The following is a 12,902-nucleotide window of genomic DNA, read 5'->3' as shown; positions in this document are numbered from 1 at the left end:
AGAAACGGCGTCCGCGAGGACGAGGCGCGTGGCCGTGTAGCGCGTTCCGCTACAGGGCGGACGCGTGTGTGTCGTTCATGGCTACAGACGCGGTGTCTCACGCTCCGCCTGGGAGGAGGGCGTTCAGGCCGGCTGCGCCGCTTCTGCCTCGGCGAGCCGCTGGTGCGCCTGCGCAGTCAGCTCGAAGGAGCGCAGCCGCGCGGCGTGGTCGTAGACCATGCCCGTCACCATCAGCTCATCGACTCCCGTGAGTCGAATGAACGCGGCCAGGCCCTGCTGAACGGTGTCGGGCGCGCCGATGATGGAGTACTTCAACGCGTGGTCGGCGCTCGCGCGGTCCAGGGGCGAAGCCACGGTGTCGATGTCATCCACCGGAGGCGGGAGCTGACCGGGCGTGCCGCGACGCAGGCGGATGAACTGCTGCTGCACGGACGTGAAGAGGCGCTGCGCCTCCGCATCCGTATCCGCCGCGAAGACATTCACACAGGCCATGGCGTAGGGCCGCTCGAGCGACTCGGACGGCTTGAAGCGCTCCCGGTAGATGTCCAGGGCCTGAAGCAGGGCATCGGGCGCGAAGTGGGAGGCGAAGGCGAACGGCATGCCCAGCATCGCCGCGAGCTGCGCGCTGAACAGGCTGGAGCCGAGCAGCCAGATGGGCACCTTCAAGCCCGCGCCCGGCACCGCCTGGATGAGCTGCCCCGGCTCGGTGGGCTCGAAGTACGACTTCAGCTCCACGACGTCCTGGGGAAAGGTGTCCGCGCTCGCCGCCGGTCCCGCCGCAGGGCGCGCGCCGTCAGCATGTCCGTGCCCGGCGCCCGGCCGAGCCCCAGGTCGATGCGCCCCGGGTAGAGCGTCTCCAGCGTGCCGAACTGCTCCGCGATGATCAGCGGCGCGTGATTCGGCAGCATGACGCCGCCCGAACCCACCCGGATGCGCTTCGTCCCGCCGGCCACGTAGCCGATGACCACGGACGTCGCCGCGCTGGCGATACCCGTCATGTTGTGGTGCTCGGCCAGCCAGAAGCGCTTGAAGCCCCAGTCCTCCGCGTGCCGTGCCAGGTCCAGCGTGTTCCGGAGCGCGTCGGCCGCGGTGGAGCCCTGCGTGACGGGCGAGAGGTCGAGGACGGAGAAAGGAATCATGGGGCCCCTACTAACGCCGTCCCTGGGGCCTCCGCTTGCCCATGAACAGGGTATGCCGCGTCCCCTTGGTGCCATGCGCCGCCGGGTGCAGCACCTGGACGGTGAAGCCCGCCTGCTCCATGCGGCGTTCGAAGGCGGGGGAGGGCCCGGCGCTCCACACGCCCAGTATGCCTCCGGGCCGCAGCGCCTGGACGGCGTGCGCCAGCCCCACGCGCCCATAGAGGCCGTGGTTGTCGGGGTGGGTGAGGGCGGTGGGGCCGTTGTCCACGTCGAGCAGGATGGCGTCATAGGTCCCGGACTGCCGGGCCATGTGCTTGCCCACGTCGAGCTCCACCACGGTGACGCGCGGGTCCTCCAGCGGCGCTCCGGCCAGCGGCGCGAGCAGCCCCCGGTTCCACGTCACCACCACGGGGAGCAGCTCCGCCACCGTGACACGCGCGTCGGGCCCCAACCGGTCCAGCACCGCGCGGGCGGTGTAGCCAAAGCCCAACCCACCCACGAGCACCCGGACGCCGCTTCGGCCCGCCAGCCCTTCACAGCCGGCCTCCGCCAGCGCTTCCTCGGAGCCGTGCTGCCGGCTGGACATCAGCGTCTGGCCCCGCACGCGGAAGACGTACTCGTCCCCGCGCCGGGCCAGGGTGACTTCCCCCACGTCCGGGACTTCTGCGCGCTCCAGCGTCTCCCAGGGCTTCATGGCCGGGCTCTTCGCGCGGAGGCGGCCCGGCGTCAAGCGATGACGCCGGGCCGGGGCACATCCGTGGACGCCCGGGCTAGGCCGAGCGCTTCACATCCTTCGAGGTGTCCACCAGCACCTTGGCGAAGGTGAGCCCGTCTGGGCCCGCATCCGCCTGGATGTGGTCGCCCGGGACGAACTCGCCGCCGAGGACCTTGAGGGCCAGCGGGTCCAACAGGTTCTTCTGCACCGCGCGCTTCAGGGGCCGCGCGCCGTACGTCGGGTCGTAGCCGCGCTCGGCGAGCAGCTCGCGCGCCTTCTCCGTCAGCTCCAGCGTCAGCCGCTTGTCGGCCAGCAGCTTGGACAGCCGCGCCAGCTGCAGGTCCACGATGTGGTAGATGTCCTTCTTCCGCAGCGGCTCGAAGATGACGACCTCGTCCACGCGGTTGAGGAACTCCGGCCGGAAGTGCGCGCGCAGCGCGTCCATCACCTCGTTGCGCGTGCGCTCGTCCAGCTCCTCCTTGCCCGCCATGCCGGCCTGGATGTCCTGCGAGCCGATGTTGGACGTCAGGATGAGCACCGTGTTCTTGAAGTCCACCGTGCGGCCCTGGCTGTCAGTCAGCCGGCCCTCGTCGAGAATCTGGAGCAGCACGTTGAAGACGTCGTGGTGCGCCTTCTCGATTTCGTCGAAGAGGACCACCGTGTACGGCCGCCGGCGCACCGCCTCGGTGAGCTGGCCGCCTTCCTCGTAGCCGACGTACCCCGGAGGCGCGCCCACCAGCCGGGCCACGGAGTGCTTCTCCATGTACTCGGACATGTCGATGCGGACCATGGCCGAGTCGTCATCGAAGAGGAACTCCGCCAGCGCCTTGGCCGTCTCCGTCTTGCCCACGCCCGTGGGGCCCAGGAAGATGAACGAACCGATGGGGCGGTTGGGGTCCTGCAGTCCGCTGCGCGCGCGGCGCACGGCGTTGGACACCGCCTCGATGGCGCTTCGCTGGCCAATCACCCGGTTCGCCAGCCGGTCCTCCATGTGGACCAGCTTCTGGACCTCGCCCTCCATCAGCCGCGAGACGGGGATGCCCGTCCACTTGGCCACCACCTGGGCGATGTCCTCCGCGTCGACCTCCTCCTTGAGGAACTTCTGGTTCTTCTGCAGCTCGGCCAGCTTCTCGTTCTGCGCCTTCAGCTCCTTGTCGAGCGAGGGGATGACGCCGAACTTCAGCTCCGCCGCGCGGTTCAGGTCGCCCTGACGCTCGGCCGTGGCCTGGTCGTTCTTCGCCTTCTCCTGCTTCTCCTTCAGGCTGCGGATCGCGCCAATGGCCGTCTTCTCCGCGTCCCAGTGCACCTTGAGCGCGTTGAACTTCTCGCTCAGGTTGGCCAGCTCCTTCTCAATCTGACCCAGGCGCTCCTGCGAGTGCGGGTCCGTCTCCTTGCGCAAGCCCTCCCGCTCAATCTGGAGCTGCGTCATCTTCCGGCGCACGTCGTCCAGCTCCGTGGGCATGGAGTCGATTTCGATGCGCAGGCGGCTGGAGGCCTCGTCGACCAGGTCGATGGCCTTGTCCGGCAGGAACCGGTCCGCGATGTAGCGGTGGCTCAGCGTGGCGGCGGCCACCAGGGCGTTGTCCTGGATGCGCACGCCGTGGTGCACCTCGTAGCGCTCCTTCAGGCCGCGGAGGATGCTGATGGTGTCGTGCACGCTCGGCTCGCCCACCAGGACGGGCTGGAAGCGCCGCTCCAGCGCGGCGTCCTTCTCGATGTGCTTGCGGTACTCGTCCAGCGTGGTGGCGCCGATGCAATGCAGCTCGCCGCGCGCCAGCGCCGGCTTGAGCATGTTGCCCGCGTCCATGGCCCCTTCGGCCTTGCCCGCGCCCACCAGCGTGTGGAGCTCGTCGATGAAGAGGATGACCTCGCCCGCGGCGTCGGCAATCTCCTTGAGGACGGCCTTGAGGCGCTCCTCGAACTCGCCGCGGTACTTCGCGCCGGCCACCATGGCGCCCAAATCCAGGGAGACCAGGCGCTTGTTCTTCAGGCCCTCCGGCACGTCGCCATCGACGATGCGCCGCGCCAGTCCTTCCGCGATGGCCGTCTTGCCCACGCCGGGCTCGCCGATGAGCACCGGGTTGTTCTTGGTGCGCCGGCTCAGCACCTGGACGCACCGGCGGATCTCCTCGTCACGGCCGATGACGGGGTCGAGCTTGCCGGAGCGCGCCGCCTCCGTGAGGTCGCGGCCGTACTTCTCCAGCGCCTGGTAGGTCGACTCGGCGTCCTGGCTCGTCACGCGCCCGGAGCCCCGGACGTCCTTGAGTCCGGACAGCACGCGCTCCCGCGTGACGCCCGAGGACTTCATCACCTCGCCCACCGCGCCCTTGTCGTGCGTGAGCGCGAGCAGCAGGTGCTCCGAGGAGATGAACTCGTCCTTGAGGGACTTGGCCTCGTCCTCGGCCTTGTCGAAAGTCTTGAGCAGACGCTGGCCGAGCATCGCGCTCTCGCCCCCCTGCATGCGAGGCAGCTTCTGGAGCGCTTCGCCAAGCCGCGCGGCGAACAGCTTCGCGTCTGCCCCGATCTTCCGGAGCAGGGGGTCGACGATGCCGTCCTTCTGGCCGAGCAGCGCAGCGGCCAGGTGCTCGGGCTCGTACTGCGGATTGTCCGCCCGACGGGCCAGGGCCTGACCCTCGTGGATCGCCTCCTGCGCCTTCACTGTGTACTTGTCGAGTCGCATGCCTCCAACGTAAGAGTCGGCCACCCCTTGGCAAGCAGCGCACGTGGCGCGGCGTTTCCGTTTGCCTGAAATTGTTTGGACTCCTGGTAACCACCTGCTTTTCAGGGTGCCGGAGTTGCCAGCGGGTATGATGCCGGGTATAGGCGGCGCCCAATCCCCTGGGGGGCTGAAACTGAAAGCACACGGCGGATATCTCCTACGACTCGAAAGCTTCGGCGGCCTGGAGCTGCTCCGGTTGGCGCGTGAAGCGCTGGCGCTGGACGGCGCGATGGGCGCGACGGGGCTGAAGGTGTCCGTCAACCGGCGCCGCAAGGTGGTCCGTCTGGCGTACGTGGCTCCCTTCACGGAGGGACGGCAGGGCGCACACTGGTACGCGGCCCACCACGCGCTCCCCGGCTGCTCTCCCGGGCGACGAACGCCGCCGTCCAGGCCTACGTCTATGATCCAGACGAAGGCGAGCAGGTCATCGCGTACGGCAACGGCCGGCGCGTGGGCGGCGAGCGGGTCGTCTACGAGGACGTGGAGCTCCCGGTGCCGCTGGACCAGATGGACGACGCGGCCTTCAAGCACATGCAGGAGCGCTGGCCGGTGGGCCACCGGCGTACGTGTTCGGGCTGACGCGCAAGGAGCTGCTGCGGCTGCCGCGCGTGGCTCCGGGCCACGAACTGGCGCTGGAGGGCCGTGACGCAGAAGGGGCCGCCGTCCTGGAGGCCCTCCTGCCGACCTGCCAGGCGACGCTGCCGGAGTCCGACGCCCTCTGAGGCGGGCTACTCCGCCTGCGGCCCGTCCTGCACGGCCATGGCCTCGCGGACGCGCTGGCTGCGGAAGTACTGCCCCAGAATCGCGAAGGTGCCCGCCACCACCACGGTGCCGAAGATGGCGCTCCCCACGCCCATCGCGCTCAGGATTTCGCGAGAGGCCTCGACGGTGATGTCCGGTGGGAACTCGGGCATCTTGCTCATCGGCTCCGCCAACGCCGCGAAGAGGCGCTGCTTGGCCACGGACATCTGCGCGCCGTCGATGGTGCGCAGCCCTGCGGCGATGATGGCCGCGCGGCTCAGGACCCGGCTCATGGCGTCGCGGTGCAGGTTCTCCGGATTCAGCACGCGCGCCGCGGACACGCTGACAAAGGCGCAGGCAACGGCCAGCAAGCCCAGCAGCACCGCGCGCGGCTCCCGCATGGGCTCCAGCGCCCCGTAGTAGACCTCGAAAATCTTCGGGTCGAGTGCCGGGGCGCCGGGAATCCGAGGCAGTTCCTGCTCCATCCGGAGCGAGCGCGCCTCGTAGAAGTTCGCCATCTCGACGGCTTCCATCAGCGCTGCCCAGCCCGTGAGGATGGAGAGCACCAGGCCCACGATGGCGGCGAAGCGGATGCCGCCGGGCAGGCCCTTCCTACTGGAGTGCTTCACCGCTTGGTCGCCTCCACGTAGCGCAGGCGGAGGTCCGCGAGCAGTCCGTCGAAGAGCTTCTCTTCCTCGGCCGTCAGGTTGCCCCGCGTCTTCGTGCGCAGCATGGACAAGAGGTCCAGGTTCTGCCGGGCCAGCGGCAGGTCCTTCTCCGTCTGACCCGTTTCAGGATTGGGTGCACCTCCCAGGTGGATGAGCACCGCGGTGCCCAGCCCCACGATGAAGGTGCTGAAGGAAATCGACTCCTCGGACGCGGAGCGCGCTTCCCCCCGCATCACGAAGGTCTCGCCGCGCTTCTCGTCCCCGGAGCTCATGCGGAGACCGGCCCCTCGTCGTCGGAGGTCTCGTTCGAAGCGGTGGCGGCCTCGTTGTCGCTCTCGGCCTCGTCGGCCTCGTCGGCGTCGTCGTCGGCGTCACCATCCGTCGACTCGGCGGCGTCGGAGGTCTCGGCCTCATCGCTGTCGTCGGACGTGTCGTCGCCCTCGTCCTCGAAGTCATCCTCTTCGTCGTCGAAGTCGTCGGCGTCGTCGAGCATGAGCGTCTCAACGGGGACGGACTTCTCCGCCACGTCGGGCAGGCCCTGGAGGTGGCGCTCGTACTCCGTCTCGTCGAGCTGGCCTGAGCGCACGTACCGCTCCACGGTGCGCTTATCGAGGTACTTCGGGTCCGCCGAATCCGCCATGGTTCAAATCCTCAGAATTGCTTGGAAAACAGCGCGGCACCTTATAGCAGGGTGGCCATCTGTCAACGCCGCCGTCCCGCCTTCCAGAGCCGATGAACGCACCATCCCGCCCGTACCTTCCCAGCGGTCCCTACCTGCTGTGCGACGACTCCGTCCTGCCGGAGATTTCACTGGTGGACAAGGCGGCTCGCCTGGTGGCCGGTGGGGCCCGGGTGGTGCAACTGCGCATGAAGCGCACCCCGGTCCGTGAGGCGCTGGCCGCCACGCGGCAGGTGGTGGCGCTGTGCCGCCGGGAAGGCGCGCTGTGCCTGGTGAACGACCGGGTGGACCTGGCGCTGCTGGCGGACGCGGACGGTGTGCACGTGGGTGACGAGGACGTGCCCGCCGAGGATGCGCGCGCGCTGCTGGGGCCTGCCCGTCTGGTGGGCGTCACGGTGCGAGACGGGGTGGGCGCGCGGGCGGCGCAAGCGGCGGGGGCGGACTATGTGGGGCTGGGGCCTGTCTTCCCCACGTCGACGAAGCAGGTGCCCGCGCCAGTGCTGGGCCTGGAGGCCTTCGCGTCCGTGGTGCGTGACAGCCCGCTGCCCGTGGTGGGCATTGGTGGGGTGGGGCTGGTGAACATCGCGAGCGTGGCGGCGGCCGGGGCGCACTGCGCGGCGGTGGTGTCCGACGCGCTGCTCTCCGCGGATATCACCGAGCGTGTGAGGCGGCTGGTGGCCGCGTTTGAACAGGGGCGCTCCGGGGCATAGCCTCGAAGCCAGGAGCTTCCATGAACAACCATTCGCGTCACCACGGGCCGGCGCCGCGCCGCCCCAACATCGGCATCACCCCGGACTGGAGTCCGGCCGGAGAGCAGCCCTTTGCCCGTTATGAGCTGAAGGTTCCGTACGCGGACGCCGTCCTTCGCGCGGGCGGGCTTCCCTTCGTGTTGCCGTATTCGGACGAGCCGGCCTGCGTGGAGTCCTATCTGGACCGCATCTCCGGGGTGCTCGTTACGGGCGGCGCGTTCGACATTCCTCCGTCGGCCTACGGCGAGGATGCGCGCGAGGGCCTGGGGGCGCTGAAGGAAGGGCGCACCGCTTTCGAGGCGGCGCTCATGCGCGGCGCGCTCAAGCGCAACATGCCGGTGCTGGGCATCTGTGGCGGCATGCAGCTGCTCAACGTCATCCTGGGGGGCACGCTGTACCAGGACATCGGCCGCGAGGTGGAGGGCGCTCGCGAGCACGAGCAGAAGCACGACCGCACGCACCCGCAGCACCCGGTGGACGTGAAGAGCGGCACGTTGCTGGCGGAGGCGGTGGGGTATGGCCAGTTGATGGTCAACTCCACCCACCACCAGTCGGTGCGCGGCGTGGGCAAGGACGTGACGATTACCGCGGTGGCGCCGGATGGCGTGGTGGAGGCCATCGAGTCCTCCGCGCACACCTTCGCCGTGGGCGTGCAGTGGCACCCCGAATACATGTCCACGACCATTCCGGTGCACGTGGGGCTCTACAAGGCGTTCGTGCAGAAGGCGCGCGAGCATCGCCGGTGAGTCCCCGCGTCCTCCTGCTGGCGGGGTTGGAGCCCACGGGACGGGCAGGGCTCTTGGCGGATGTCGCCGCGGTGCGCGCGCTGCGGGGCCAGCCGGTGGCGGTGCCCACCGCGCAAACGGCGCAGGGTGTCCGCACCTTCACCTGGACGGCCTCGCCGCCGCGCGTGCTGTCCGCGCAGGTGGCCGCCGCGCGCGAACTGGGGCCGGTGCACGCGGTGAAGTGCGGCATGGTGCCTGCGCGCGTGCAGCTGGAGGCCGCGCAGCGGGCCCTGGAGGACACGGGCGCGTGGTGGGTGGTGGACCCGGTGGTGCGTACCTCCCGAGGCGAGCCGCTGACGCGCCTGTCCGCACGGGCCTACCTGTCTCTGGCCGGGCCGCGCGTGGTGCTCACGCCGAACCTGGATGAAGCGGGCTGGTTGCTGGGACGACCCGTCGCGCGCACGGTGGACGAGGCTGTCGAGGCCGCAGAGGCACTGGCACAGCACGGCTTTGGCGCGGTGCTGGTGAAGGGCGGGCACTTGCCGGACACGCAGGGGTTGGCGGACGTCCTGGCCACGCCGGGCCGCGTGCGAGTGCTGGAGGGCAAGAGATTGGCGCGCGCCCCCGGCCGCCGGGGCACGGGGTGTCGGCTGGCGTCCGCGCTCGCCACGGAGTTGGGGCGGGGACGGACGCTGGAGACGGCGGTGCGCTCGGCCCGCGCGCTGGTCGTGCGCTACCTGCGTACGGGCTCGGAGTAGGTCGAAGCCGCTGCTCCCTGCGAACCGGCAGGGGCGGGTGCGATGTACACCGCGCCCGCGCGAACGCGGAGGGTTGCTACTCGCTTCGAGACCGGCTCTCGAAGCGGGTGTACTCGGCCAGGAACACCAGGTCGATGGAGCCGATGGGGCCGTTACGCTGCTTGGCGACGATGAGCTCCACGGGGATGACGGTGTTCGACTGCTGCGCAGGCTGCCCGTCGGGGCCCTCGTCAGACGTCTCACGGTGGATGAACATCACCACGTCGGCGTCCTGTTCGATGGAGCCGGACTCACGCAGGTCTGACAGCAGGGGCTTGCCGTCCTTGCGGTCCTCCACCTTTCGGCTGAGCTGACTGAGCGCGATGATGGGCACCTCCAGCTCCTTGGCGAGCTGCTTCAGCGCGCGGGAGATTTCGGCGACCTCCAACTGGCGGCTCTCCACCTTGCCCTTCTGATGCATGAGCTGGAGGTAGTCGATGACGATGAGCGACAGGCGCGGGTCGCGCTGCTTCACGCGGCGGGCCTTGGCGCGCAGGTCGAACGGGGACAGGCCGCCTGAGTCGTCGATGTAGATGGGCGCGTTGTAGAGCGCGCCCGCCATCTCCTGGAACTTCTCCTCGTCGTGTGGCGTCAGCCGGCCGCCGCGCAGCTTCTTCATGTCCACGCGCGCGGTGGAGGCCAGCAGACGCATCAGCAGCTGGTCGGCGGGCATTTCGAGGCTGAAGATGCCGACGGCCTTGTTCTCCTTCAGCGCCGCGTGCACCGCGATGTTCATCGCGAAGGACGTCTTGCCGATGCCGGGACGCGCCGCGAGGATGATGAGCTCGCCGGCGTGCAGGCCGGTGAGCTGGTTGTCCAGGTCGATGTAGCCGGTGGACAGGCCCGTGATGCCCGTGGCCGCCGCCTTCATCTTGTCGAGCAGGTCGAGCGTATGCTCCATCAGCTCGCTGACCGGGCGCAGGTCGCCCTCGCGCTTCTTCTCCGCGAGGAGGAACACCTTGCGCTCGGCCTCGTCGAGCAGCACCTCCAGCTCGCCCGTCTCCTGGCTGGCGAGGTCCTGGATCTCCCTGCCCGCCTGGGCCAGGCGGCGGCGGATGGCCTGGTCCTTGACGATCTGCGCGTACTGGACCGCGTTGGACGCGATGGGCACCACCTGGTCCAGACGCATCAGGTAGGCCGGGCCGCCCACCGACACCAGGTGGCCCAACACCTTCAGCTCCTCGGCCAGCGTCAGGTGGTCCACCTGTCTCGACTGGCCGTCGAGCTTCAGCATCGCCTCGAAAATCTGGGCGTGTGCGGGGCTGGAGAAATCCTCTGGGTGGACGACCTCGCCTACCGCGGCGATGAGCGTGTTGTCCGCCAGCACGGCGCCCAGTACGGCGCGCTCCGCGGCGAGGTCCTCGTGGACCTTCCGACCCTCTCTGAACTCGTGGACGTTCTCCATGGCAGCCCGCCCACTCTACAGGCAGGGCTGACACAACCAAATTTGCTGCCACAGCCCTGTAGCAGCGACGCCTACCCCTCCAGTCCCCACGTCCGGAGGAACGCTTCACGCCAGGTGCGGCTGAGCACGACGGAGCTCCCATCCTTGAGGACGAGGATTCCATCCCCGTGGCTCCACGGCTCCAGGCGGGCCACCGCGTCCAGATTGACGATGTCGCCCCGGTGCACCCGGACGAAGCGTGAGGGGTCCAGCCGCTCCTCCAGGGCGCGGAGCGTCTGTCGCACCAGGTGCTCGCCCTGGCCCGTGTAGAGCCGCACGTACTTGTCCTCGGCCGACAGGCGCCAGACGTCCGCCAGCGGCAGGGGCACCCAGGCCTCACCCACCTTCACCACCAGCCGCTCCAACGGACGGCCCGCGGGTGCCCGCCCCAGCTCCGCTAGCAGGGACTGGAGCCGCGCGGTGTCCGGCAGCCCGCTGCGGAGCACCGCATGGGCCTTGTCGAGCGCCCGGCCGAAGCGCTCCGCGTCGTAGGGCTTCAAGAGGTAGTCCACCGCCTGCGCCTCGAAGGCCGCCAACGCGAAGGCGTCGTACGCGGTGGAGAAGATGACTGCGGGGCAGTGCTCCGGGCCCAGGGCCTCAAGCACCTCGAAGCCGGTGAGACCGGGCATCTGCACGTCGAGCACCAGCAGGTCCGGATGCAGGGCACTCACCTGACTCAACGTCTGTGTCCCATCCGCCGCTTCGCCCGCCAGCGCGAAGCGCACGTCCTCCGCCAGCAGGCGCTTCACCTTCGCCCGCGCGGGCGCTTCGTCATCGGCCACGAGCACCTGGAAGCGCGTCATGCCGCGGCCTCCCGTGGCAGCCAGAGCGACACGCGCGCGCCGCCCTCGGGGCCGTGGCTCCGCTCCAGCCGCGCTCGGCCCGCGTGGAGCAGCGTCAGGATGCGCTCGAGGTGGGCCAACCCCACACCGGGGCCGGACGCGGGGGACGGCGTGCCGAAGCCGCGCCCGGTGTCCTCGACCTCCAGCCGCCACCCGGCGCCGTCCTCCCGGGCCCGGATGCGCACCTCCAGCGCCTCTGTTCGGTCCTGGTTGTGCTTCACCGCGTTCTCCACCAGCGCTTGCAGCGCGAAGCAGGGCACCTGGGCGCCGTCCAGGCCGGGGGCCACGTCCCAGTGCACCGTCACCCGCTCGCCGAAGCGCGCGGCTAGAAGGGCCACGAAGCGCGCGGCCTGGGTTCGCTCTTCGGCCAGCGTCCACGTGGCCTCGCGCCGCTCCATGCTGGCGCGCAGCAGTCCGCCCAGGTCGCTGAGCAGCCGGTCCGTGCGCGCGAGGTCCTCGTACATCACCGCGCTGACGGTGTTCAGGGCGTTGAAGAGGAAGTGCGGATGGAGCTGCCCGGTGAGGGACTGGAGCTGGGCCGCTCGTAACTCGGCCTCCAGCGAGGCCTCCCGCAGCGCCCGTGCCTGACGCTCCTTCCAGGTTTGGAGGAAGCTCCAGAGCGTGGCGGTGACCGTGTACGAGATGAGGTCCTTCTGCGCCTCCATGGGGATGCGGAAGGCGAGCGCGCCATAGTCGTAGGTGCCCCAGCCGAGCAGCGCGTACAGCAGCTGCCGCGTCCCCACCATCAGCGCGGTGTGCAGGCCGGTGAAGAGCACGAAGGCCATGGCATGGATGCCCAGGAAGCGCCCCCATCCCATGCGAGGGCTCGGTGCGTTGACCACCGCCGTGTAGAGGATGGGCATGACGGCCCAGATGCCGAGCGCCCCGGTGATTTCCCAGAGGAAGGGACGGGAGCCCGGGAGGGTGCCGCCGTCCCCGAGGATGGTGAGCCACAGCGTGAGCCCCATCCACAGGCCGATGAGCAGGCAGAAGCCCAACAGCGCCAGCGCCGGCTTCGCGCGGATGCGGGGCCACTTCCAGTCGAGGCCGGCCTGGGGCGGAGAGGGCGTCATGGGCGTCGTCAGGCAGTATGCACTGGGGCGGCGGCATGGATGGGCGCGGCCCGTTTCGAGCGAGCCGGCATCCCGAAGCACGCTCGCAGCCAGGGCACCCGGGCCACTCCTTCACACAGGCCCCAGGTGAGACTGAACGTCAGCGTGAGCACCGCCAGGAAGAGGCCCCAGGGGCCCACGGGCCAGTCCACGACCGCGAAGCCGACGATGACGATGACCGTCTGGTGGAGGATGTAGAACGGGTAGGCCCGCTCGCGCGCGTACTGGAGCCAGGGGCGACGGACGTGGATGCAGGCCCGCGCCCACGCCAGGGCCGTGAGGATGAAGAGCCACTGCAGCGCCGTGCGGCCCAGCGTCTCCAGTGGGAAGGCGTACTCGTTCGGCGGCGCCATGACGGCGAAGAGCAGGCCGCAGGCGCCCAGCAGCGCCTTGCGCCGGGCCACCAGGTGCTCGATGACGCGAGGACACCGGCCCAGCAGGTGCCCGCCGAGGAAGAAGAGGCCGAAGTGGATGAAGGCTCGCGGGTCGTCGAGCAGCGCGTGCGTCTGGGGGAAGCGGCGCAGCAACACCTCGTTGAGCGCGAGTGGCAGGAACAGCCACGCCACGTTCCA

Annotated in this window: 14 protein-coding genes and 1 pseudogene; 5 read left to right on the top strand and 10 right to left on the bottom strand. The window is 69.8% G+C overall.

Annotation, left to right across the window (positions count from 1 at the left end; genetic code table 11):
• Positions 1-123 precede the first annotated feature (123 nt).
• The 3 genes and pseudogenes from QEG98_RS27260 to clpB form a co-directional block, all read right to left on the bottom strand.
• A pseudogene (locus tag QEG98_RS27260) lies at positions 124-1,139 on the bottom strand (LLM class flavin-dependent oxidoreductase).
• Between the two features lie 10 nt (positions 1,140-1,149).
• Positions 1,150-1,833, bottom strand: coding sequence for a hypothetical protein (locus QEG98_RS27255; RefSeq protein ID WP_316563365.1), 684 nt, complete (start codon positions 1,831-1,833; stop codon positions 1,150-1,152).
• 76 nt (positions 1,834-1,909) lie between these two features.
• On the bottom strand, positions 1,910-4,534 hold the full coding sequence (clpB, locus tag QEG98_RS27250; RefSeq protein WP_316563364.1) for an ATP-dependent chaperone ClpB: 2,625 nt from the start codon (positions 4,532-4,534) through the stop codon (positions 1,910-1,912).
• A 489-nt stretch (positions 4,535-5,023) separates the two neighbouring features.
• Here clpB and QEG98_RS27245 point away from each other — a divergent pair, with 489 nt between their 5' ends.
• Both QEG98_RS27245 and QEG98_RS27240 read left to right on the top strand, forming a co-directional pair.
• On the top strand, positions 5,024-5,152 hold the full coding sequence (locus QEG98_RS27245) for a hypothetical protein (protein ID WP_316563363.1): 129 nt from the start codon (positions 5,024-5,026) through the stop codon (positions 5,150-5,152).
• Positions 5,140-5,295 carry a hypothetical protein gene (locus QEG98_RS27240; protein ID WP_316563362.1) on the top strand — a complete coding sequence of 52 codons (156 nt, stop codon included), beginning with the start codon at positions 5,140-5,142 and terminating at the stop codon, positions 5,293-5,295. The genes QEG98_RS27245 and QEG98_RS27240 overlap by 13 nt, the downstream gene beginning before the upstream one ends.
• Positions 5,296-5,301: 6 nt before the next feature.
• Here the strand turns inward: QEG98_RS27240 and QEG98_RS27235 are convergent, their stop codons facing one another.
• Genes QEG98_RS27235 through QEG98_RS27225 form a run of 3 tightly spaced genes read right to left on the bottom strand, consistent with a single transcriptional unit; the run spans position 5,302 to position 6,622 of the window.
• Positions 5,302-5,943 carry a hypothetical protein gene (locus QEG98_RS27235; RefSeq protein WP_316563361.1) on the bottom strand — a complete coding sequence of 214 codons (642 nt, stop codon included), beginning with the start codon at positions 5,941-5,943 and terminating at the stop codon, positions 5,302-5,304.
• The gene (locus QEG98_RS27230; RefSeq protein WP_171442376.1) at positions 5,940-6,254 is read right to left on the bottom strand and encodes a DUF1844 domain-containing protein; all 315 of its coding nucleotides are present in this window, start codon (positions 6,252-6,254) and stop codon (positions 5,940-5,942) included. Before QEG98_RS27230 ends, QEG98_RS27235 begins: the two co-directional genes overlap by 4 nt.
• Entirely contained in the window at positions 6,251-6,622 is a 372-nt protein-coding gene (locus QEG98_RS27225) for an RNA polymerase subunit sigma (RefSeq protein WP_316563360.1), read from the bottom strand. Before QEG98_RS27225 ends, QEG98_RS27230 begins: the two co-directional genes overlap by 4 nt.
• A 92-nt stretch (positions 6,623-6,714) precedes the next feature.
• Here QEG98_RS27225 and thiE point away from each other — a divergent pair, with 92 nt between their 5' ends.
• The 3 genes from thiE to QEG98_RS27210 are packed head-to-tail and all read left to right on the top strand — an operon-like array spanning position 6,715 to position 8,893.
• Complete coding sequence (gene thiE / locus QEG98_RS27220) at positions 6,715-7,371, top strand: thiamine phosphate synthase (protein WP_316563359.1); 657 nt, start codon at positions 6,715-6,717, stop codon at positions 7,369-7,371.
• Between the two features lie 20 nt (positions 7,372-7,391).
• Positions 7,392-8,156 (top strand): gamma-glutamyl-gamma-aminobutyrate hydrolase family protein, encoded by a 765-nt coding sequence (locus QEG98_RS27215; protein WP_316563358.1) that lies wholly within the window; start codon positions 7,392-7,394, stop codon positions 8,154-8,156.
• Entirely contained in the window at positions 8,153-8,893 is a 741-nt protein-coding gene (locus QEG98_RS27210) for a hydroxymethylpyrimidine/phosphomethylpyrimidine kinase (protein WP_316563357.1), read from the top strand. Before QEG98_RS27215 ends, QEG98_RS27210 begins: the two co-directional genes overlap by 4 nt.
• A gap of 76 nt (positions 8,894-8,969) precedes the next feature.
• Here the strand turns inward: QEG98_RS27210 and dnaB are convergent, their stop codons facing one another.
• The 4 genes from dnaB to QEG98_RS27190 form a co-directional block, all read right to left on the bottom strand.
• Positions 8,970-10,337 (bottom strand): replicative DNA helicase, encoded by a 1,368-nt coding sequence (gene dnaB / locus QEG98_RS27205; RefSeq protein WP_090491556.1) that lies wholly within the window; start codon positions 10,335-10,337, stop codon positions 8,970-8,972.
• A 71-nt stretch (positions 10,338-10,408) separates the two neighbouring features.
• The gene (locus QEG98_RS27200) at positions 10,409-11,179 is read right to left on the bottom strand and encodes a LytTR family DNA-binding domain-containing protein (protein WP_316563356.1); all 771 of its coding nucleotides are present in this window, start codon (positions 11,177-11,179) and stop codon (positions 10,409-10,411) included.
• Complete coding sequence (locus tag QEG98_RS27195; protein WP_316563355.1) at positions 11,176-12,291, bottom strand: sensor histidine kinase; 1,116 nt, start codon at positions 12,289-12,291, stop codon at positions 11,176-11,178. Before QEG98_RS27195 ends, QEG98_RS27200 begins: the two co-directional genes overlap by 4 nt.
• Positions 12,292-12,299: 8 nt before the next feature.
• Entirely contained in the window at positions 12,300-12,896 is a 597-nt protein-coding gene (locus tag QEG98_RS27190; protein ID WP_316563354.1) for an acyltransferase family protein, read from the bottom strand.
• Positions 12,897-12,902 lie beyond the last annotated feature (6 nt).

Origin of the sequence: Myxococcus sp. MxC21-1 (assembly GCF_032612255.1) — a bacterium.
GTDB lineage: Bacteria > Myxococcota > Myxococcia > Myxococcales > Myxococcaceae > Myxococcus > Myxococcus virescens.
The sequence above is the reverse complement of the archived record's forward strand: the minus strand, read 5'-3'. Positions and strand labels throughout refer to the sequence as shown.

Excerpts from the sequence above, each read along its gene's own strand:
- QEG98_RS27225 (WP_316563360.1), bottom strand. The coding sequence starts at position 6,622 with ATGGCGGATTCGGCGGACCCGAAGTACCTCGATAAGCGCACCGTGGAG.
- QEG98_RS27255 (WP_316563365.1), bottom strand. The coding sequence starts at position 1,833 with ATGAAGCCCTGGGAGACGCTGGAGCGCGCAGAAGTCCCGGACGTGGGG.
- QEG98_RS27230 (WP_171442376.1), bottom strand. The coding sequence starts at position 6,254 with ATGAGCTCCGGGGACGAGAAGCGCGGCGAGACCTTCGTGATGCGGGGG.
- clpB (WP_316563364.1), bottom strand. The coding sequence starts at position 4,534 with ATGCGACTCGACAAGTACACAGTGAAGGCGCAGGAGGCGATCCACGAG.
- thiE (WP_316563359.1), top strand. The coding sequence starts at position 6,715 with ATGAACGCACCATCCCGCCCGTACCTTCCCAGCGGTCCCTACCTGCTG.
- QEG98_RS27195 (WP_316563355.1), bottom strand. The coding sequence starts at position 12,291 with ATGACGCCCTCTCCGCCCCAGGCCGGCCTCGACTGGAAGTGGCCCCGC.
- QEG98_RS27215 (WP_316563358.1), top strand. The coding sequence starts at position 7,392 with ATGAACAACCATTCGCGTCACCACGGGCCGGCGCCGCGCCGCCCCAAC.
- QEG98_RS27200 (WP_316563356.1), bottom strand. The coding sequence starts at position 11,179 with ATGACGCGCTTCCAGGTGCTCGTGGCCGATGACGAAGCGCCCGCGCGG.
- dnaB (WP_090491556.1), bottom strand. The coding sequence starts at position 10,337 with ATGGAGAACGTCCACGAGTTCAGAGAGGGTCGGAAGGTCCACGAGGAC.